Here is a 21,007-nt window from a genome sequence, read left to right on the forward strand (position 1 = left end):
TAGGCCCAGCCTTGCGGGCCGCGCAACACATGGTTACAAGGTCCACTCCCTCGTCGCTGGAGAACGTATGTTTGCTGAACCCACTGTTGCACCCGTTGCTACGGGCCGCCGCGAACGCAACAAACAGCGGATGAAGGCACGCATCTTCTCTGCTGCCCTGAGTCTGTTCGCCGAAAAGGGCTTCGAGCAAACGAAGGTCGACGACATCACGGAGCGCGCCGACGTCGCGCGCGGCACGTTCTTCAACCACTTCCAGCACAAGGAAGAGCTCGTCACCACCTGGAGCAGCCAACGCCAATTGCGATTCGAGGAAAAGTTGCGGCAGGGGACGCCTACGAACGACGACCTGCGCGTCGCCCTCGGGCGATGCATGGCGGCACTCGTCGAGATCAACGAGGAGGAGGAGCCGGGGCTCAACCGGGTCATGCTCACCTCGTGGGTGCGGGCAGGCCTGCCGATCACCGAACCGCCACGCACGGCCGAGGTCTTCGCCGACGTGATCCGGGCCGGGGTGGCGGAGGGCAGGATCAGGTCCGGTGTGGATCCTGTACAGGTAGGGCACTTGCTGCGGGACGCCTACTTGGGGGTGCTGTTCCGATGGTGTCGCGGCGATCTGAAGGGCGAAGGCCTTGCCACGGAACTGCAGCGCATCGTGGACTTCCTTCTGCCCAGCATCGTCAGCGACGGCTCCATCGCCGACGACACGAAGTAGCCGTCGCGGGGAGTGCCCGATCAACGGCCCTGTCGCGCTTCGGTGGTGACGGCGCGTTCCGTCAGCCGTCGAGCACCTCGTCGAAGAGATCAAGAAGCTCGCACCGGCTCCGATCCGGAGGATATGGGCCGGGTGCAGCGCACACCGTTCGCTTGTCGGGCCGCGACTTCGAAGCCGGTCTTTCGATGCTGGTGAGGAGGCCACGCTGAATGCCTGCGGCGCAGGCGTGGCGATGCTGCCGGGGTGGAGCCGGGCGGCTCGCTCGTCGACCGGAGGGGCCGGAGAGTGGTGAACGGGGGAGGCGTCGTCCTGGCCGTGCTCTGCCTCCGCGGCCTCAAGCCGACGCGCCCACCCCGTTCGGGGCCACGTCCCGGATGAGGCACGTCAGGCGGGAGGTGCAGACTCGGCGGTCCTGGTCGTCGGTGATGACGACCTCGTAGGTCGCCATGGTGCGGCCGAGGTGGACCGGGACTGCTGTGCCCGTGACCGTTCCCGAGCGCAGCCCCCTGTGGTGGGTGCAGTTCAGTTCCACACCGACCGCCACCTTCGTGGGGCCGGCGTACAGCGTTGCGCCGATCGAGCCCAGGTGTTCCGCCAGGACCGCTGAGGCGCCGCCGTGCAGGAGGCCGTAGGGCTGGGTGTTGCCCTCGACCGGCAGCGTGCCCACGACGCGGTCGGGGGTGGCTTCGACGAGCTCTACGCCCATGCGGTTGCCGAGGTGTCCGGCGGAGAACATCGACTCGAGGTCGACGCCGGCGACGGCGAAACGGCTGAGGACCTCAGGCGGGATCTTTAACCCTGTGCGCGGCGTGGTCTGCGTCTGGGTCTGGTCACCCATGGGTGCGGCTCCGATCGGCGGTGGGGTCGAGAAAGGATCGCTCGTGGGATTGTAGTTTGCACCAACTGTCCAGCGTGGCACTGTGATCGACATCTCTCCGTCGGGGAGTGCCGGCTGCGTCCGGCCGCAATGTCCCCGCGCTGGAGGTGGCGGTCGCCTTCGCGGAGGCGTGCGGCGGCGAACCGCGCCACGCGGAATACCCATGGAGATGGGCACGAGTCGACAGGTTTGAGTCGGGTGGCAGGCGCCGGCGCTCGCGTCGATTGAACGTCAACGTGATTCGTGACGTTGCCGGGCTTCACGCAGGCATGGTCGAGCTGTACCAGCTCGATGGATCGTGCTCGTATCGCGAACTGGCGAGCCGCGCCTTTGTAGTTGGCGTCTACCCGTGCGGCTGTCCCTGGCCGCGATTTCGTCCTCGCGCCCAACCGCCAACAGTGACGTTCCTCGTCGGGGACATCCCGGGGACTTCCCGCCGGGTGGGCAGGGAAGGCCCTGACGGCGCCGAAGAAGCGAACGCACAGGTCAGGGCCTGTCCCCTCAGCACTCGATGATGTTCACCGCGAGCCCGCCCCGAGCGGTCTCCTTGTACTTCACGCTCATGTCCGCCCCGGTCTCCTTCATCGTCTTGATGACCTTGTCGAGGGAGACCTTGTGGGTGCCGTCGCCGCGCATCGCCATGCGGGCCGCCGTGACGGCCTTGACCGCCGCCATGCCGTTGCGCTCGATGCACGGGATCTGGACCAGACCGCCGACGGGGTCGCAGGTCAGGCCGAGGTTGTGCTCCATGCCGATCTCGGCCGCGTTCTCGACCTGCTCCGGTGTCCCGCCCAGCACCTCCGCCAGGGCGCCCGCCGCCATCGAGCAGGCCGAGCCGACCTCGCCCTGGCAGCCGACCTCCGCGCCGGAGATGGACGCGTTCTCCTTGAACAGCATGCCGATGGCGCCAGCCGCGAGCAGGAAGCGCACGACTCCCTCCTCGTCGGCGCCCGGCACGAAGTCGATGTAGTAGTGCAGGACCGCCGGGATGATGCCCGCGGCGCCGTTCGTCGGGGCGGTGACGACGCGGCCACCCGCCGCGTTCTCCTCGTTCACGGCCATCGCGTAGAGCGTGATCCACTCCATGGCGTGGGCGAGCGGATCGCCCTCGGCGCGCAGCTGGCGGGCGGTGACGGCGGCGCGCCGACGCACCTTCAGACCGCCCGGCAGGATGCCCTCCCGCGACATGCCACGCGCGACACAGGCCCGCATGACTTCCCAGATTTCCAGGAGACCCTCGCGGATCTCCTCCTCGGTGCGCCAGGCCCGCTCGTTCTCCAGCATCAGCGAGGAGATCGAAAGACCCGTCTCCTTCGTCAGGCGCAGCAGCTCGTCGCCCGTGCGGAAGGGGTACTTCAGCACCGTGTCGTCCAGCTTGATGCGGTCCGCGCCCACCGCCTCCTCGTCGACGACGAAACCGCCGCCCACCGAGTAGTACGTCTTCGACAGCAGCTCGGCCCCGGAGGCGTCGTACGCCCACAGCGTCATGCCGTTCGCGTGGTAGGGGAGCGTCTCGCGGCGGTGCAGGACGAGGTCGTCGTCGAACGAGAACGGGATCTCGTGCTCGCCGAGCAGCCGGATCCTGCCGGAGGCCTTGATGTCCTCCACGCGCTGGTCGGCCGTCTCGACGTCGACCGTGCGCGGTGAGGCGCCCTCCAGGCCCAGCAGCACCGCCTTCGGGGTGCCGTGGCCGTGGCCGGTGGCGCCGAGCGAGCCGTACAGCTCGGCGCGTACGGAGGCGACCGGCTCCAGGAGGTCCTCGTTGCGCAGCCGGCGGGCGAACATGCGCGCCGCACGCATCGGACCGACCGTATGGGAGCTGGACGGGCCTATGCCGATCGAGAACAGGTCGAAGACCGAGATGGCCACGGTGACTCCTCAATGACAGGGTGGTGCGGGGTGGGCACCGCGCCCGGCTGGTGTGTGTCCTTCCAGTGTGCGCGGTGCCCGAGGGTGCTGCGGAAGTCCTCCGGAGACGTTCCGGAACTGCTCCGGAAACGTTTCGGAAGTGCTTACTTTCCGAGACCTGGATAGAGCGGGTGCTTGTCGGCCAGGGCCTTCACCCGGCCGCGCAGCGATTCGGCGTCGTACGACGGCTTCAGGGCCTCGGCGATCACGTCCGCGACCTCGGCGAAGTCCTCGGCCGTGAAGCCGCGGGTCGCCAGGGCGGGCGTGCCGATGCGCAGGCCCGAGGTGACCATCGGCGGACGCGGGTCGTTCGGGACGGCGTTGCGGTTGACCGTGATACCGACCTCGTGGAGCCGGTCCTCGGCCTGCTGCCCGTCAAGCTCGGAGTTGCGCAGGTCGACCAGGACCAGGTGCACGTCGGTGCCACCGGTCAGGACGTCCACGCCCACGGCCTTGGCATCGTCCTTCACCAGGCGCTCGGCGAGGATCCGCGCGCCCTCCAGCGTCCGCTGCTGCCGCTCGCGGAACTCCTCGGAGGCCGCGACCTTGAACGCCACGGCCTTGGCGGCGATCACATGCTCGAGCGGGCCGCCCTGCTGACCGGGGAAGACCGCGGAGTTGATCTTCTTGGCCAGCTCGGCGGTCGAAAGGATCACACCGCCGCGCGGGCCGCCCAGCGTCTTGTGGGTGGTGGTCGTGACCACATGGGCGTGCGGCACCGGGTTCGGGTGCAGGCCCGCGGCCACGAGGCCGGCGAAGTGCGCCATGTCGACCATCAGGTAGGCGCCGACCCCGTCCGCGACCCGGCGGAAGGCGGCGAAGTCCAGCTGACGGGGGTAGGCCGACCAGCCCGCGACGATCAGCTTGGGCTGGTGCTCCTTGGCGAGGCGCTCCACCTCGTCCATGTCGACCACACCGTCTTCGCCGACGTGGTAGGCGACCACGTTGTAGAGCTTGCCGGAGAAGTTGATCTTCATTCCATGGGTCAGGTGCCCGCCGTGCGCGAGGTTGAGACCCATGATCGTGTCGCCGGGCTTGAGCAGCGCGAACATCGCGGCGGCGTTGGCCTGCGCGCCCGAGTGCGGCTGGACGTTGGCGTGCTCGGCGCCGAAGAGCTCCTTGATGCGGTCGATGGCGATCTGCTCGACCACGTCGACGTGCTCACAGCCGCCGTAGTAGCGGCGGCCCGGGTAGCCCTCGGCGTACTTGTTGGTCAGGACCGAGCCCTGGGCCTCCATGACCGCGACCGGAGCGAAGTTCTCCGAGGCGATCATCTCGAGGGTGGACTGCTGGCGGTGCAGCTCGGCGTCGACGGCGGCGGCGACGTCCGGGTCGAGCTCATGCAGGGGCGTGTTCAGAAGCGACATGGGTGCTACGACTCCTCAGCCCGCGATGTGGGCGTCGTACTCGTCGGCGGAGAGCAGGTCGGAGGGCTCGTCCGTGACCCGCACCTTGAACAGCCAGCCGCCCTCGAAGGGGGCGGAGTTCACCAGCGACGGGTCGTCCACGACGTCCTGGTTGACCGCGGTGATCTCGCCGGTGACCGGGGAGTAGAGGTCGCTGACCGACTTGGTCGACTCCAGCTCGCCGCAGGTCTCGCCCGCGGTCACGGTGTCACCGACCTCCGGAAGCTGGACGAACACGACGTCGCCGAGCGCGTTGGCCGCGTGCTCGGTGATGCCGACCGTCGAGACGCCGCCCTCGGCGTCCGACAGCCACTCGTGCTCCTTGCTGTAGCGAAGCTGCTGGGGGTTGTTCATGGCCTGAATTCTCCTGTACGCGGTCAGTGCTGGTGATACGGGTGACTGAACGGGTGACTTCTCGAGGCGCCCGGAAGCCGTGAGGACATGCGCGGACACGCGCGGCGCCGCATCCGGCCCGGGCTCAGTGTCTACTTCTGGCGCTTGTAGAACGGCAGCGCCACGACCTCGTACGGCTCGTGGCTGCCCCGGATGTCCACGCCGACCCCGGACGTGCCGGGCGCGGCGTGCGCGGCGTCGACATAGGCCATCGCGATCGGCTTGCCCAGCGTGGGGGAAGGGGCGCCGGAGGTGACCTCGCCGATCACCTCGCCGCCGAAGACGACCGTGTACCCGGCGCGCGGGACGCGGCGGCCCTCGGCGACCAGGCCGACCAGGACGCGCGGCGGGTTCTTCTCGGCGCGCCCGGCGGCCTCGAGGAGCGCGGCGCGCCCCACGAAGTCGCCCTCCTTCTCGAACTTCACGACCCGGCCGAGACCGGCGTCGAAGGGAGTCAGGGACGTGGTCAGCTCATGCCCGTACAGCGGCATGCCCGCCTCCAGGCGCAGAGTGTCCCGGCAGGACAGGCCGCAGGGAGTGAGGCCGACGGGCTCGCCCGCCTCGGTCAGCGCCTGCCACAGCTTCTCGGCGTGCTCGGGCGCCACGAACAGCTCGAAGCCGTCCTCGCCCGTGTAGCCGGTGCGAGCGATGAGCGCCGGGACCCCGGCCACCGTGCCGGGCAGACCCGCGTAGTACTTCAGGCCGTCCAGATCGGCGTCGGTCAGGGACTTCAGGATGCCGGGGGACTCGGGGCCCTGGACGGCGATCAGCGCGTACGCGTCGCGGTCGTCGCGCACCTCGGCGTCGAAGCCGGCTGAGCGCTCCATGAGAGCGTCCAGCACCACCTGGGCGTTGGAGGCGTTGGCGACGACCATGTACTCCTGCTCGGCGAGCCGGTACACGATCAGGTCGTCCAGGATCCCGCCGTCCTCCTGGCAGATCATGGTGTAGCGGGCGCGGCCGGTGCCGATGGAGGAGATGTTGCCGACCAGGGCGTGGTCGAGGAGCCGGTTCGCCTCGGGACCGGTCACGGTGATCTCGCCCATGTGCGAGAGGTCGAAGAGACCGGCCTTCGTGCGGACGGCGACGTGCTCGTCGCGCTCCGAGCCGTAGCGCAGGGGCATGTCCCAGCCTGCGAAGTCGGTCATCGTGGCGCCCAGCGAACGATGCACGGCATCGAGCGCGGTGAGACGCAGGGGGCTGCTGCTCATCGGATGTGCTCCAAGGCATGGGGAAGGGCGAGGTCGTTCCTCCCCATCTGTCATCGGAACCTGAGAGGTTCGCCATGACTCCCGTGGTCCTGGGTCATGGCTTGCACCTTGGGTGGAGCCGCGAAAGGCGGCCCGCTTTCCAGATGTGCCTCGCCCGCGCGGTATCGGGGCCTGAGAGATTCAAGGGAGGGACTTGCTCCTTCGGCGCCCGGGCACGCAGACGTACCCGGAACTCTCCCGCGCGGATTCAAGCGGCCGGTATGCAGTTGGCGCGCACATCATTGCATGCCCCGCCCGAATGGCGGCAGGCCGGATCGGTTACCGGTCCCTGGCGGTACGGGGACGACATCGCGATACCTTTTCATTACCTTCTCTTTACACTCGGTGGGGAGGGACCTCCCGACCCACGGCCATGGGGAGGCAGGGGAGGCGATGACGGTGGACAGGAACATGGCATGCGCCGCGGCTTCAGGCCTCGCGGTGCCCGGACAAGCCGGAGCTGTGCCCCGGGAGGGCCGCGGCCCCCGGCGGCCGGCTCATGTCCGCGATCTGCGCGACCGCGCGGGCCTGAGCCCCAAGACGCTGACCTTCGGCGCCAGAGACCTCGTCGTGGTCTCGGGCCTGCCGGGCAGCGGCAAGTCCACGCTGATGCGGCGCGCCGTGCTGGGCGCCAGGGTCGACTCTCAGGACACCCGCGACCGCTGGGACGCGCGTCTGGCCCGGACCCTTCCGTTCCTTCCGTACGCCGTCTACCGCCCCTTCGTCCGCCTCGCGCACTACGCGGGTCTCGGACGCGCCCTGCGCACAGGGCAGGGAATCGTCGTGCACGACTGCGGTGCCCAGCGCTGGGTGCGCGGCTGGCTCGCGTGGGCGGCCCGGCGCCGCGGCGGCACCCTCCATCTCCTTCTGCTCGACGTCGGCGAGGGCACGGCCCTGAACGGCCAACGCCGCAGAGGCCGTGGCGTCTCGCGGTACGCGTTCCTGCGGCACCGCAGGGCCACCCACCGTCTGCTGCGCTCCATGGAACAGGGCCGGCTGCCCGGGGGCTGCGGCTCGGCGGTGCTCCTGGACCGGGACGCCGCCGACGTCCTGCGGCGCATCGACTTCGCGGGCAGGCGGGACATTCCCAGCATGCCCTAGCCTTTTCGGGCACAGCACAAGGCGACCAGCAGCAGTTCTGAGCAGGCGGTAGGCAGATGGACATCCCGGCGGACCTTCCCGCGGACTTCCCCGCACACGCACACCCGCATCCGCACGGCGGATGGCCCGGCAACGAGCTGGAGGAGGTGCTCTCCGCCGCGCTCGGAGTGCCCTCGGCCGCCGGCCGGATCATCGAGGTCCTCGGCCGCAGCTTCGTCTGGGTACCCCTGCCGCAGGGCGGCGGCCCGCACAGCGGCCCCCTCGACCTGCCCGCGGTGGAGATCGCGGGCCAGGCCTATGTGCCGGTGTTCAGCTCGGAGGAGCAGTTCCGCCAGGTCGTCGGCAACCACATGTCCTACACCATTGCGCCCGCCGCCGAGTTCGCGCGCGGGCTGCCCCCGCAGGTCGGCATCGCGGTCAACCCGGACGGCGTGGTGGGCGTGCCGCTGCCGCCCGAGGCCGTGGCCGAGCTGTGCCGCGCGGGGCGCACCGAGCTGGACGGGCCGGCGAGCGGGGGCCGGGTCCGGCTCTTCGAACCCGACTGGCAGGACGACCCCGTGGACTTCCTCGCCGCCGCGTCGGCCGAGTTGGCCGCGACCGGAGTGGTGCTCAGCGCGCGCCGCTGCCTGGCCGCGGTCGAGACCGCCGAGCCGGTGATGTTCATAGGAGTCGAGCTCTCCTCCTGGGAGGCCGACGCCCGCGCACTCTCCCTGGACGCGCTCGGCCGGGCCCTCGCCGAGGTGCCGGTGTCGACGCCCGTGAACATGGTGTTCCTGGACGTGGCCCAGGACCCGGTGTGCGACTGGCTGCGGGATACGGTGCGGCCCTTCTACCAGCACGGTTACTGACAGGGCCACGGAGACGGTCACCGGCACGGCCGAAGAACCGTCCGTGCGGTATCCGGCGGTGCCCGGACGCCGGAGGGTGGCGCGCGTCAAGTTGCTGTCAGGATGGCGCCTTAACCTGGTTTCATGGCCGGAGCGGGAGAAGCCCGCGCCGGGGTCGTCGGTGTCGTCAGGTACGTCGTGAAGGGGCGGTAGAGGGTGAGCGCGTCGGGCACGGCCTCGACCGGGCAGGTCGAGCACATGCTGCGCCAGGTGACGCCCGGGCGTTACGACGCCTACGAGGCACTCCTGCGCGCGCTCGCGACCCCGTCCTCCGGCCAGGTCTGGATGTTCCTGTGGCATGGCCAGGCAGGCTCGCCCGACGCCCAGTACGGCACCATGGAGGTGGGCGGCCACGGCTACGCGCCCTGCGTCACCTCCGCCCAGGAACTCTCGGCGAGCGGCTGGAACAGGTCGTACGAGGTGGCCGACGGCCTCGATGTGGCCCGCACCCTCTATCCGGACCACTACGGCCTCTGGCTCAACCCGCACGCCCCGGGCGGTGGCGTGGGCATCCCCTGGCTCGACCTGCGCCGCATCGCCGCGGGCCTGGACCGCCAGCCCGCGGGCCCGCTGCGGCTGTCCGAACCCGGCATCGAGATCCCGCAGTTCTACGCCCTGCTCACGCAGAACGCCCACCGCACTCCGGCGGTCCGTTCCCTGCGCCGGGCCTGGGTGCAACCGGCCCTCGGGGCGCCGTATCTGGCCATCGGCCTGGATGTGTACGACACCTCGCCGTCCGCGGTCGACTCGGTGCGGGCGATGATGCAGCAGTCCATCGGCGCCGTGCCGGACGGGCTCCCGGTGTCGACCGTGGCGATGGCCGACGAGTACGACCCGGTCGTGATGTGGATGAGGGCGGGCGCGCGTCCGTTCTACGACCGCGACGCCCATGGCGCCCCGCTCCAGCCCCAGTTGCAGGCCCAGCCCCTGGGCCCGGCCGCCGGATACGGCTATCCGCCGGTCTACGGCGGATAGTCACGCAGAGCAGCCTGCCGGTCGGCCTGGTTCCTCGTTCGTGGGAGATCTTCGCGCGTAGATGAGGGTGGATGGCGCACGTTTCGTGCGATGTGTCCGAATTCGCCTGTGTCCGGGCGGCGTTACATGGCGTCCGGATAACGGATCGCCCAGGTCCGCATCACGTTTACGCATCCATTCACCCGCAAGTCTGGTACCTGATCGCCGATGCGTTGAAGACTCCCGGTTCAAGGGGTTCGCCCCTGTGTACGACGGACTGATTCATGCCGCCACAGCGGCAAGTGCGGACCGGTCACCGCCGGTTGAGAGGGGTCCCTGCCAGATGACGGCACCATTGCACGAGCCGACCGCGGAAGCGGCCCCGAGTGCTGCCGAAGAAGCGGCCACAGCGAGCACGGACGCGAAGGCCGTTCAGGGACGCTCCCTGGGCCGGATCGCCTGGGAGCGCCTGAAGCGGGACAAGCTCGCGCTGACGGGCGGCGTCGTGGTGCTCCTCCTCGTCGTGGTCGCGCTCCTCGCGCCAGTGCTCTCCAACCTGATCGGGCAGGACCCGGACGCCTACCACGAGAACCTGATCGACCCGCTGTTCGGAACGCCCACGGGCACCCTCGGCGGCATCAGCGGCGACCATCTGCTCGGCGTCGAACCGGTCAACGGCCGCGACATCTTCGCCCGCATCCTCTACGGCGCGCAGATCTCGCTGCTGGTCGGCTTCCTGTCCGCGGTGGTGGCCATCGTCCTCGGTACGATCCTGGGCGTTCTGGCCGGTTTCTTCGGCGGCTGGGTCGACTCGGTCATCAGCCGGATCATGGACGGTCTGCTCGCCTTCCCGCAGCTGCTCTTCATCATCGCGCTCGTCGCGGTCATGCCGAACCAGATGCTGGGGCTGAGCGGCTCGGCCGTGCGCGTCTTCGTGATGATCCTGGTGATCGGCTTCTTCGGCTGGCCGTACATCGGTCGTGTGGTGCGCGGCCAGACGCTCTCTTTGCGTGAACGCGAGTACGTCGAGGCCGCCCGGTCGCTGGGCGCCGGACGGCTCTACATCCTCTTCAAGGAGCTGCTGCCCAACCTGGTGGCGCCCATCATCGTGTACACGACCATGATGATCCCGACCAACATCCTCACCGAGGCAGCGCTGAGCTTCCTGGGCGTGGGCGTCAAGCCGCCCACCTCGTCGTGGGGGCAGATGCTCTCGACCGCGATCGACTACTACGACTCGGACCCGATGTACATGGTGGTCCCGGGTGTGGCGATCTTCATCACTGTTCTGGCCTTCAACCTGTTCGGCGACGGCGTGCGTGACGCGCTCGACCCGAAGGGTTCCCGCTGAACTGCCGTACCCCAAACGTCCCGTGATATCGCCACGGGGTCTCTCATCAAATCCGGAGGATCCGAGATCGTGACTACCCAACGCACCCACGGGCGGCGCAAGCAGGCGATCGCCGCTGCCGCCGTGGTCGCCGCGCTGCTGTCCACGGCCGCGTGCGGCGGAGGCAAGGACAGCGGTTCGAGCGATGGCGCGGCCGGCTTCGACGCGGCGAACAACAAGGTCGCCCAGGCATCTGCGGTCAAGAAGGGCGGCGAGCTGAAGTTCGCCGGTACCCAGGACGCCGACTCGTGGGACACCACGCGTGGCTACTACGGCTTCATGTGGGACTTCTCCCGCTACTACAGCCGTCAGCTGGTCACCTACAAGACCGAGCCGGGTGCCACGGGCGCGGAGCTCACGCCCGACCTCGCCGCGGACATGCCCAAGGTCACCGACAGCGGCAAGACATACACGTTCACGCTGCGCGACGGGATCACCTGGGAGGATGGCAAGGCCATCACCTCCAAGGACATCAAGTACGGCATCGAGCGCTCCTGGGCGCAGGACGTCCTGTCCGGCGGTCCGATCTACCTTCAGCAGATGCTCGACCCCAAGAACGCCTACAAGGGCCCGTACAAGGACAAGTCCGCGGACCACCTGGGCCTGAGCGCGATCGCCACGCCGGACGACAAGACGATCGTCTTCCACCTGCCGACGGCCAACTCCGACTTCCTCCAGGTGCTGGCCATGGTCACGGCGTCGCCGGTCCGCCAGGACATGGACACCAAGTCCAAGTACGGCCTGCACCCGTTCTCCTCCGGCCCGTACAAGTTCGAGTCGTACACGCCGAACAAGTCGCTGGTCCTGGTCCGCAACACCAACTGGAAGGCGTCGTCGGACCCGATCCGCAAGGCCTACCCGGACAAGATCTCGCTGACGATCTCCACGAACCAGACCGACATGGACCAGCGCCTGATCAAGGGTGACTTCGACCTGGACATCGGCCAGACCGGCCTCGGCCCGCAGGGCCGCCAGATCGCTCTGAAGCAGCACAAGGGCAACCTGGACAACCCGATCTCCGGCTTCATCCGGTACGCGGTCTTCCCGCAGACGGTCAAGCCGTTCGACAACCTCCACTGCCGCAAGGCCGTGATCTACGCCGCCGACCACGTGTCGCTGCAGACCGCGCGCGGTGGCCCGATCGCCGGTGGCGACATCGGCACCAACATGCTGCCGCCCGCCATCGCCGGTGGCGAGGGCCAGAAGTACGACCCGTACAAGATCTCCGGTGAGAACAAGAACGGCAACGTCACCCTCGCCAAGCAGGAGCTCGCGGCCTGCGGCCAGCCGAACGGCTTCAAGACCACCATCGCGGTCCGCAACAACAAGCAGCAGGAAGTGGCCACCGCCGAGTCGCTCCAGGCCTCGCTGAAGAAGGTCGGCATCACCGCCGACATCTACCAGTACGACGGCTCGCAGAGTTCGGGCATCATCGGCAGCCCCTCGAACGTCCAGAAGAAGAATCTCGGCATCATCATCATGGGCTGGGGCGCCGACTTCCCGACCGTTCAGGGCTACGGTGCGCCGCTGTGGAACAGCAGCTACATCCTGCAGAGCGGTAACAACAACTTCGCCATGATCAAGGACAAGGCGATCGACGGTCTGTTCACGGACTACAACAACGCCCTGGACGAGTCGAAGAAGACCGAGCTCGCCACCGAGATCAACCACAAGGTCACCGAGGGCGCGTACTACCTGCCCTTCACCTTCGAGCGGCTGCTCAACATCCGCTCCTCGCGTCTGGCCAACGTGTACACGACGAACGCGTACAGCGGTTACTACGACTTCGTCAACCTCGGCCTGAAGTCCACGAAGTAGTCCCGGCACACCCGCCGTACGGCACGAAAGGCAGGTGAAGGCCGGCGCGGCGTGAGCGCGGGCCACCTGGGGACGACTCCCACGTCCACAAGACAGTGGGAAGAGACCTCCGGTGGCCCGCGGTCCGCAGCGGGCCGTTAGCTGTGCTCGCATACCTCATCAGGCGGCTGTTCGCCGCCGCAGTGATGCTCGCGGTCATCATCCTGGTGGTCTTCAGCATCTTCTTCCTCGTCCCCAAGTGGGCGGGCGTCGACATCGCCACGAGCTTCGTGGGCAAGCAGGCGGACCCGGCCTCCGTCAACGCGGTGCGCGAGAAGCTCGGCCTCGCCGACCCGATCTACATACAGGTCTGGCACTTCTTCAAGGGCATCTTCGTGGGCCGCACCTACTCGGGCGGCGGCGACGTCACCCACTGTGCCGCTCCGTGCTTCGGCTACTCCTTCCGCACCGAGCAGGCCGTCTGGCCCGTGCTCACCGACCGCTTCCCAGTGACCCTGGCCCTCGCGCTCGGTGCCGCCGTTCTGTGGCTCGTCTTCGGTGTCGCGGCGGGTGTGCTCTCCGCTCTCAAGCGGGGCAGCCTCTGGGACCGCGGTGCGATGGTCGTCGCCCTTGCCGGCGTGTCACTCCCGATCTACTTCACCGGCCTGCTCTCGCTGGCGATCTTCAGCTACGGGCTGGGCTGGATCGACGGCCAGTACGTCCCCTTCGCCGACAATCCCGGCGGCTGGTTCGGTGCCATGATCCTGCCCTGGGTCACCCTCGCCTTCCTCTACGCGGCGATGTACGCGCGGATCACCCGGGCGACCATGCTGGAGGTCCTCGGCGAGGACTACATCCGCACCGCCCGGGCCAAGGGCCTCAAGGAGCAGGTCGTCATCGGCAAGCACGCCATGCGCTCCACGATGACGCCCATCCTCACCATGCTCGGCATGGACCTCGGCGCCCTCATCGGCGGCGCGATCCTGACCGAGACCACGTTCAGCCTGCCGGGCCTCGGCCAGGCGGTGCTGAGCGCCATCAAGAACCAGGACCTGCCCATCATTCTGGGTGTCACTCTCATCACCTCCGTCGCGGTGCTCATAGCCAACCTGTTGGTGGACGTCTTGTACGCCGTGATCGACCCCCGAGTGAGGCTGTCATGACCGAACTCAGCAAGACCGGAGCCGTGAGCGAGCCCACGAGCGACTCGGCCCCCTCCGCCGCGTTCCTCGACGTGCGTGACCTCAAGGTGCACTTCCCCACCGACGACGGACTGGTCAAGTCCGTCGACGGGCTGAGCTTCCAGCTGGAGAAGGGCAAGACCCTCGGCATCGTGGGTGAGTCGGGCTCCGGCAAGTCGGTGACCTCGCTCGGCATCATGGGTCTGCACACCGCGGGCCAGTACGGCAAGCGCAGGGCACGGATCTCCGGCGAGATCTGGCTGAACGGCACCGAACTGCTGTCCGCCGACCCCGACCATGTGCGGAAACTGCGCGGCCGGGACATGGCGATGATCTTCCAGGATCCGCTGTCCGCGCTGCACCCGTACTACACGATCGGGCAGCAGATCGTGGAGGCGTACCGGATCCACCACGCCGTGGACAAGAAGACCGCCCGCAGGCGTGCGGTCGAGATGCTCGAACGGGTCGGCATTCCGCAGCCGGACAAGCGGGTCGACAGCTACCCGCACGAGTTCTCCGGCGGTATGCGCCAGCGCGCCATGATCGCGATGTCGCTGGTCAACAACCCCGAGCTGCTCATCGCGGACGAGCCCACGACTGCCCTGGACGTGACCGTCCAGGCGCAGATCTTGGACCTGATCCGCGATCTGCAGAAGGAGTTCGGCTCCGCGGTCATCGTCATCACCCACGACCTGGGCGTCGTCGCCGAGCTGGCCGACGACATCCTGGTCATGTATGGCGGACGCTGCGTCGAGCGCGGACCGGCGGAGAAGGTGTTCTACGAGCCCCGGCACCCCTACACCTGGGGTCTGCTCGGCTCGATGCCGCGCCTCGACCGCGACCAGCAGGAGCGCCTCATACCGGTCAAGGGCTCCCCGCCCTCCCTGATCAACGTCCCGTCCGGCTGCGCCTTCAACCCGCGTTGCCCGTACGCCGACCTCCCCAAGGACAATGTCACCCGCACGGTCCGTCCGGAGCTGACCGAGGTCGGCGGCCGGCACTGGGCCGCCTGCCACATGACGCAGGAGCAGCGGGAGCGTATCTGGACCGAAGAGATTGCGCCGAAGCTGTGAGCGACGAAAAGGCAGTGAACATCCCTGCGCAGAGCGGCGGAGCCGGCCTCGTCAAGGACGCCGCCCCCGGCGAGACCTTGCTGAAGGTGACCGGGCTCCAGAAGCACTTCCCCATCCGGAAGGGCCTGCTCCAGCGGCAGGTCGGGGCGGTGCGCGCGGTCGACGGCATCGACTTCGAGGTCAGAGCCGGTGAAACCCTCGGCGTCGTGGGCGAGTCGGGCTGTGGCAAGTCGACGATGGGCAGGCTGATCACGCGACTGCTCGAACCTACTGCCGGCACGGTCGAGTTCGAGGGGAAGGACATCACGCACCTCGGTGTGGGCGGGATGCGACCGCTGCGCCGCGATGTGCAGATGATCTTCCAGGACCCCTACTCATCGCTCAATCCCCGGCACACCATCGGTACCATCGTGGGCGCTCCCTTCCGTCTCCAGGGCGTGACGCCCGAGGGCGGCATCAAGAAGGAAGTCCAGCGGCTGCTGTCGGTCGTGGGCCTCAACCCCGAGCACTACAACCGCTACCCGCACGAGTTCTCCGGCGGGCAGCGTCAGCGCATCGGCATCGCCCGAGCGCTGGCCCTGAAGCCGAAGCTGGTCGTCGCGGACGAGCCGGTCTCCGCGCTGGACGTGTCGATCCAGGCCCAGGTAGTCAACCTGATGGACGACCTCCAGGAGGAGCTGGGCCTGACGTACGTGATCATCGCGCACGACCTGTCCGTCGTCCGGCACGTCTCGGACCGGATCGCGGTGATGTACCTCGGCAAGATCGTGGAGCTGGCCGACCGGGACTCGCTGTACAGGGCGCCGATGCACCCGTACACCAAGGCGCTCATGTCCGCGGTGCCGATCCCGGACCCGAAGCGGAAGAACGCGAAGAGCGAGCGCATCCTGCTCAAGGGCGATGTGCCGTCGCCCATCGCGCCGCCGAGCGGCTGCCGCTTCCACACACGGTGCTGGAAGGCCACGGAGATCTGCAGGACCACCGAGCCTCTGCTCCTCGAGCTGAAGCCGGGTCAGCGGGTTGCCTGCCACCACCCGGAGGACTTCGAGGACCAGGCGCCGCAGGACACGGTGCTGCTGTCCGACGCCAAGGCGGCGGCGGAGCTCGTACCGGATGCCGTGCTGGAGGAGTCGGCGGAGACCTCGGCGGCGGTGGCCGCGGAGGTGGCGGCCGGAGCCGTAGGCGCGTCCGCGGAGGAGCCGTCCGTCGAGGAGGAGGCCGTGTCCGAGAACGCCGTGTCCGAGGAGACCGTGTCCGAGGAGGCTGCGCCCGAGGAGACCGTGTCCGAGGAGACCGTGTCCGAGGAGAGCGCGGAAGCCACCTCTGAGGAGACCGCTTCGGAGGAGGCCTCCGAGGGCGCTCCTGCGGAAACCTCCACCGAAGAGGCCCCTGCGGAGGCCTCCGAGGAGGCGGAGACTGCCGAGGACGCGCAGGAGTCCGAAGGCGACGCCGGCAAGAAGTAGCGGGGACGCGGACACGCGCAGGCAGTTGTGTCCGCGTTCCCCGGCAAAGCCCCGCAAGCAGGAGCGATCCCGCTTGCGGGGCTTTGTCGCATCACATGACAAATTGGCAAAGTCATGTGCATGACCGTCCGGGGTGACGCAGAGTCTGGCGTGTCCGTCTTGACCGACAGCACGCTCGAAGGGACGACTCATGGCATTCTCCCGTTCGGCACGCTTAGGCATCCTCGTCACCGCGGCGGCCTCCCTCTTCTCCGTCGCCGCCTCCTCCGCCCCGGTCCCCGGTGCCCCCGGCATCGGGGACTCCTACTTCCCGCAGCTCGGCAACGGCGGCTTCGACGCCCGCCACTACGACCTCGACGTGGCGTACAACCCGGACACCGCCCGTCTCGACGGCCGTACGACGCTCACGGCCCGCGCCACGCAGAGCCTCACCTCCTTCGACCTCGACCTGCAGAAACTCACGGTCACAAGGGTCGAGGTCAATGGAAGGAAGGCCCGGTTCACGCGCTCGGGCGACGAGATCCGCATCACCCCGAGAGGCGTCCTGCGCAAGGGACGGGACTTCACGGTCACGGTCACCTACGGCGGTCTGCCCGAACCCCTGGGCGGCCCCATCGTCTTCGGCTCCAAGTACGGGTGGATGAAGACCAGCGACGGCGTCTTCGTCGCGTGCGAGCCCAACGCCGCCTCCACCTGGTTCCCCTCCAGCGACCATCCCTCCGACAAGGCCACCTACGACATCCGGATCAAGGCACCCAAGGGCCTGACCGGCGTCTCCAACGGGCGCCTGATATCGACGTACGACCGCGGCGGCCAGACCGTGACCCACTGGCGGGAGTCCCGGCCGATGGCGACATACCTGGCTACGGCGACCATCGGGAAGTTCGACGTGAAGACCGGCAGGACCCCGTCGGGGATCCCGATCTACGTCGCCATCGACCCCGTGCTCGCGAACAGCAACGGCGTCGACGTGTACGCGGTCACGGCCGAGGCCACCGACTACTGGTCGCGGCTGTTCGGCCCGTACCCCTTCGAGGAGACCGGCGCCATCGTCGACAACATGCCCGAGGCGGGGTTCTCGCTGGAGGTCCAGTCGAAGCCCGCCTACTCGGCCGTGCGCAACGAGACGACCATCGTGCACGAGCTCGCGCACCAGTGGTTCGGCGACTCGGTCTCGGTCGACCGCTGGAAGGACATCTGGCTCAACGAGGGCTTCGCGACCTACGCCCAGTGGCTGTGGGCCGAGCACAGGGGGACCGCCTCGGCGCACGACTCGTTCCTGGCGGCGTACAACGCGCGTCCCGCCGACAGCTCGTTCTGGGGGGTCGAGGTGGCCGACCCGGGGCGCGACACCATGTTCGCCTCCGCGGTCTACAACCGCGGCGCGATGACGCTCCAGGCGTTGCGTGAGCGCATCGGCGACGCCGCCTTCTTCAGGCTCCTGCCGACCTGGACCCGGATCCACCGGTACGGCAACGCGAACACCGCCGACTTCGTGCGGCTGGCCGAGCGGATCTCGGGGCAGAAGCTGGACGATCTGTTCCAGAAGTGGCTCTACACCACCGGAAAGCCCGCACTGTGACCGCGTAGCCTAGGATTTTCAAGGCGTTAGCCTTGCTTTCGCCTTGCTTTGCAAGGTGCACCCTCTTCGATGGGTGAGAATATTCGGGTGCTCCAGCAATTGTTCAGCCCCTCCGTCCAGCACACGCTGGATGTCGTCGGCATCTTCGTCTTCGCGATCTCCGGCGCGCTGCTCGCCGTCCGCAAGAACTTCGACGTCTTCGGCATCGCCGTGCTCGCCGAGGTCACCGCGCTGGGCGGAGGGGTCTTCCGCGACCTGGTCATCGGCGCCGTGCCGCCGGCCGCGTTCACGGACCTGGGGTACTTCCTGACCCCGCTGCTCGCCGCCCTGCTGGTCTTCTTCATGCACCCACATGTGGAGCGCATCCAGGGCGCGGTCGACGTGTTCGACGCGGCCGGCCTCGGCCTCTTCTGCGTCTCCGGGACGACCAAGGCCTACGACTACGGGCTCGGCCTGACCGCGTCCGTCGCCCTGGGCCTGGCCACGGCCGTGGGCGGCGGCGTCCTGCGCGACGTCCTCGCCAACGAGGTGCCCTCGCTGCTTCGCTGGGACCGCGATCTGTACGCGGTGCCGGCGATAGTCGGCGCCACGATGGTCGCGCTGTGCATCCACTACGACGCGCTGACTCCGCTCACCACGGGCCTCGCCGTGGTCACCGCTTTCGTACTACGGCTCCTGGCGATGAGGTTCCACTGGCGAGCTCCGCGCGCTTGGAACCGGCGCTCCACGGTTGCTGAGGAGTAGGAGCTGTGGCCGCCTTGCCCGTCATCTGCTGGGTCAGCCAGGTGAAGACGTAGGGGATCTGCGGACTCCACAGCTTCATGTTGTGACCGCCGGCGCTGCGCGGGATGTGCACGGCGCGCACGACCGTCGGAGCCTTCGCGATGGACTGCAGGCCCTGAGCCGACTCGTATCCGTCGCCGGTCTGCCCCGACAGGTAGAGGGAGACGCGGGGCGGGGTGCGGTAGCCCTTCAGGATGAAGTACGGGTTGTTCGCGCGCCGCAGCTCGACGGTCCGCGCGGCCAGCGAGTTCCGCTCTATTATCGGGTCGCTGTAGCCGGAGAGGCTGATCGCGGCGCGGTAGCGGTCGGGGTGGGCGACGGCGAGCTTGGCCGCGCAGTGACCGCCGGCGGAGTAGCCGGCGGTCGCCCAGCCGTCCGGCGCGGCCTCGGCGCGGAAGTTGTCCGTCACCATCTTGGGCACGTCGATACTGAGCCAGGTGTCCGCGTTCACGACGCCGGGGATGTTGGCGCAGCCCGTGTCGGTCTTGGCGATCACGTTGGTGCGCGGCGACACGAGGATGAACGGGGCCACCTGTCCGTCGCGCATCAGCGGCGCGAGCTGCTGGTGCACATGGAGCGTCCCGAACCAGGCCTTGGCCGAGCCCGGGTAGCCCGACAGCAGTTCCACGACGGGGAACTTCTTGTCCTTGTAGGCCGGGTCGTCGTACTCGGGCGGCAGCCAGACGTAGACCTCGGCGTTGATACCCGACACCCGGCCCTTGAGCTGGGTGACGCGCACACCGGGGGCCCCCGTGCCGCTCGCCGGCGTGAACGTCTGGTGCACCTTCGGCAGCGCCTTGACCTGGATGCCTCCGGTACCGTCCTTGCCCAGGTCGGCCGCCTGCTGCACATGGTCGCCGGTGCCGAGCAGATCGCCCCAGTTGTCGTACAGGTTGTTGGCGTTGTTCACCATGAGGAACACCAGGGTGATCGCGGTGACCTGGGCGAACAGCAGCATCAGGACCCGGGAGGCCTGGCGCAGCAGGAAGGGGCCCCGGAGCCGGGACCACAGGAACATCGGCAGGATGAGGGCGATCGCCGCTAGGACGATCGTCGTGAAGAGGAACGGTGTCCCGGTCAGGCTCATCGGCGTTTCCGGCTCTTCCTGTGAACGGACGGATCAGGCTGTACGTCTTCACAGAGGGGATGCGGGGCCGGTAGGTCACGGACGAGTGCGGACACTTACCAAGAAATTGCCGAAACCTCACGCGAGCCGCGCCCGCGTGGATCCGGTTTCACCGCGGGTGCGGGCGCACCGGAAGCGCGGATTCACGGGTTCAGGGGGAACGTCACCCAGCCGCAACAAACAAAGCTACCGCTTAGTAATCTCCCGTTGTACGGTTCAGTCATGCCAGAAGCAGCAGCCACCGCGCAAGCCGCGCGAGCCAAGATCGGCAACAGCGAGTTCGACCGCGACACCGCGGTCACCCTCCGGGAACCCGGCGTCTACGACATCGACCTCTCCGCCGGCTGGACGATCATCAGTGCCGTCAACGGCGGCTATCTGCTGGCGGTCCTGGGGCGGGCGCTGTCCGAGGCCCTGCCGCACGGCGATCCGTTCACGATCACCGCGCACTACCTCACCGCGTCCCAGCCGGGACCCGCGGTGATCCGCACGGACGTCGTACGCACGGGGCGCACCCTCTCCACCGGCCAGGCGTCGCTCTTCCAGTACGACGAGGAGGGCCGTGAGGTCGAACGGATCCGTGTCCTCGCCTCGTACGGCGATCTGGACTCCCTGCCCGACGACGTCCGCACGAGCGCGCAGCCGCCGGCCCTGGCGCCCATCGACCAGTGCTTCGGGCCCCAGGACGGCCCGGCGCCGATCCCCGGCAGCTCGGCCATCACCGACCGGCTGATGATCAAGCTGGACCCCTCCACGCTCGGCTGGGCGCTCGGTGCGCCGTCCGGGAAGGGTGAGATGCGGGCCTGGTTCGGGCTGGCCGACGGCCGGGACGCGGACCCGCTTTCCCTGCTGCTCGCGGTGGACGCGCTGCCGCCGACCGCTTTCGAGATCGGGATCGTGGGCTGGGTGCCCACCGTCGAGCTGACCGTCCATGTGCGCTGCCGTCCGGCGCCGGGACCGCTGCGGGTGTCGATCGTCACACGCAACCTCGCCGGCGGTTTCCTGGAGGAGGACGCCGAGGTCTGGGACAGCGCGGGCCGCCTGGTCGCCCAGTCGCGGCAGCTGGCCCGGCTCAGGCTGGCCTGAGCCGTCGGCGGTCCGCCGTGGCCGCGGTGCCCGAGGGG

General features: G+C 68.6%; 18 protein-coding genes and 1 riboswitch. Of the genes, 12 read left to right on the top strand and 6 right to left on the bottom strand.

The annotated features are described in order from the left end of the window. Positions 1–67: 67 nt before the first annotated feature. The gene (locus tag ABZ845_RS24615) at positions 68–712 is read left to right on the top strand and encodes a TetR/AcrR family transcriptional regulator (protein ID WP_360983163.1); all 645 of its coding nucleotides are present in this window, start codon (positions 68–70) and stop codon (positions 710–712) included. A 334-nt stretch (positions 713–1,046) separates the two neighbouring features. Here the strand turns inward: ABZ845_RS24615 and ABZ845_RS24620 are convergent, their stop codons facing one another. The 5 genes from ABZ845_RS24620 to gcvT all read right to left on the bottom strand — a co-directional run bounded on the left by ABZ845_RS24620 (position 1,047) and on the right by gcvT (position 6,507). Next, a complete protein-coding gene (locus tag ABZ845_RS24620) occupies positions 1,047–1,550 on the bottom strand; it encodes a hotdog fold thioesterase (protein ID WP_360983165.1) in 504 nt (167 codons plus the stop codon). Between the two features lie 540 nt (positions 1,551–2,090). Next, positions 2,091–3,458: an L-serine ammonia-lyase gene (locus ABZ845_RS24625; RefSeq protein WP_360983167.1), complete on the bottom strand. Its 1,368-nt coding sequence runs from the start codon at positions 3,456–3,458 to the stop codon at positions 2,091–2,093. Positions 3,459–3,601: 143 nt separating this feature from the next. After that, positions 3,602–4,864 (bottom strand): serine hydroxymethyltransferase, encoded by a 1,263-nt coding sequence (gene glyA / locus ABZ845_RS24630; RefSeq protein WP_360983169.1) that lies wholly within the window; start codon positions 4,862–4,864, stop codon positions 3,602–3,604. 15 nt (positions 4,865–4,879) lie between these two features. Continuing rightward, on the bottom strand, positions 4,880–5,257 hold the full coding sequence (gene gcvH, locus ABZ845_RS24635) for a glycine cleavage system protein GcvH (protein WP_360983171.1): 378 nt from the start codon (positions 5,255–5,257) through the stop codon (positions 4,880–4,882). A gap of 131 nt (positions 5,258–5,388) precedes the next feature. Continuing rightward, the gene (gene gcvT / locus ABZ845_RS24640; protein ID WP_360983173.1) at positions 5,389–6,507 is read right to left on the bottom strand and encodes a glycine cleavage system aminomethyltransferase GcvT; all 1,119 of its coding nucleotides are present in this window, start codon (positions 6,505–6,507) and stop codon (positions 5,389–5,391) included. A 149-nt stretch (positions 6,508–6,656) separates the two neighbouring features. Next, positions 6,657–6,757: riboswitch (glycine riboswitch) on the bottom strand. Positions 6,758–6,939: 182 nt separating this feature from the next. Here gcvT and ABZ845_RS24645 point away from each other — a divergent pair. The 10 genes from ABZ845_RS24645 (at position 6,940) to ABZ845_RS24690 (ending at position 18,718) form a co-directional block, all read left to right on the top strand. Further along, a complete protein-coding gene (locus ABZ845_RS24645; RefSeq protein WP_360983174.1) occupies positions 6,940–7,647 on the top strand; it encodes an AAA family ATPase in 708 nt (235 codons plus the stop codon). A 56-nt stretch (positions 7,648–7,703) separates the two neighbouring features. Next, positions 7,704–8,495 carry an enhanced serine sensitivity protein SseB gene (locus ABZ845_RS24650; RefSeq protein ID WP_360983176.1) on the top strand — a complete coding sequence of 264 codons (792 nt, stop codon included), beginning with the start codon at positions 7,704–7,706 and terminating at the stop codon, positions 8,493–8,495. 195 nt (positions 8,496–8,690) lie between these two features. Further along, complete coding sequence (locus tag ABZ845_RS24655) at positions 8,691–9,509, top strand: enhanced serine sensitivity protein SseB C-terminal domain-containing protein (RefSeq protein WP_360983178.1); 819 nt, start codon at positions 8,691–8,693, stop codon at positions 9,507–9,509. 322 nt (positions 9,510–9,831) lie between these two features. Then, a complete protein-coding gene (locus ABZ845_RS24660; RefSeq protein ID WP_360983180.1) occupies positions 9,832–10,839 on the top strand; it encodes an ABC transporter permease in 1,008 nt (335 codons plus the stop codon). A gap of 69 nt (positions 10,840–10,908) precedes the next feature. Further along, complete coding sequence (locus ABZ845_RS24665; protein WP_360983182.1) at positions 10,909–12,696, top strand: ABC transporter substrate-binding protein; 1,788 nt, start codon at positions 10,909–10,911, stop codon at positions 12,694–12,696. A 143-nt stretch (positions 12,697–12,839) separates the two neighbouring features. Then, positions 12,840–13,838, top strand: coding sequence for an ABC transporter permease (locus ABZ845_RS24670; RefSeq protein ID WP_360983184.1), 999 nt, complete (start codon positions 12,840–12,842; stop codon positions 13,836–13,838). After that, positions 13,835–14,929 (top strand): ABC transporter ATP-binding protein, encoded by a 1,095-nt coding sequence (locus ABZ845_RS24675; protein ID WP_360983186.1) that lies wholly within the window; start codon positions 13,835–13,837, stop codon positions 14,927–14,929. The genes ABZ845_RS24670 and ABZ845_RS24675 overlap by 4 nt, the downstream gene beginning before the upstream one ends. Positions 14,930–14,943: 14 nt before the next feature. Beyond that, entirely contained in the window at positions 14,944–16,392 is a 1,449-nt protein-coding gene (locus tag ABZ845_RS24680) for a dipeptide ABC transporter ATP-binding protein (protein ID WP_360983188.1), read from the top strand. A gap of 190 nt (positions 16,393–16,582) precedes the next feature. Beyond that, positions 16,583–17,974, top strand: a complete 1,392-nt coding sequence (locus ABZ845_RS24685; RefSeq protein ID WP_360983190.1) for a M1 family metallopeptidase — start codon at positions 16,583–16,585, stop codon at positions 17,972–17,974. Between the two features lie 87 nt (positions 17,975–18,061). Next, complete coding sequence (locus ABZ845_RS24690; protein WP_360983249.1) at positions 18,062–18,718, top strand: trimeric intracellular cation channel family protein; 657 nt, start codon at positions 18,062–18,064, stop codon at positions 18,716–18,718. Here the strand turns inward: ABZ845_RS24690 and ABZ845_RS24695 are convergent. Next, entirely contained in the window at positions 18,627–19,844 is a 1,218-nt protein-coding gene (locus tag ABZ845_RS24695) for an alpha/beta hydrolase-fold protein (protein ID WP_360983192.1), read from the bottom strand. The genes ABZ845_RS24690 and ABZ845_RS24695 overlap by 92 nt on opposite strands. Before the next feature lie 261 nt (positions 19,845–20,105). On the opposite strand from ABZ845_RS24695, the gene ABZ845_RS24700 reads away from it, so the two are divergent. Further along, complete coding sequence (locus tag ABZ845_RS24700; protein ID WP_360983194.1) at positions 20,106–20,969, top strand: thioesterase family protein; 864 nt, start codon at positions 20,106–20,108, stop codon at positions 20,967–20,969. Positions 20,970–21,007: the final 38 nt, after the last annotated feature.

This window comes from Streptomyces sp. NPDC047022 (assembly GCF_040644155.1).
Lineage (GTDB): Bacteria > Actinomycetota > Actinomycetes > Streptomycetales > Streptomycetaceae > Streptomyces.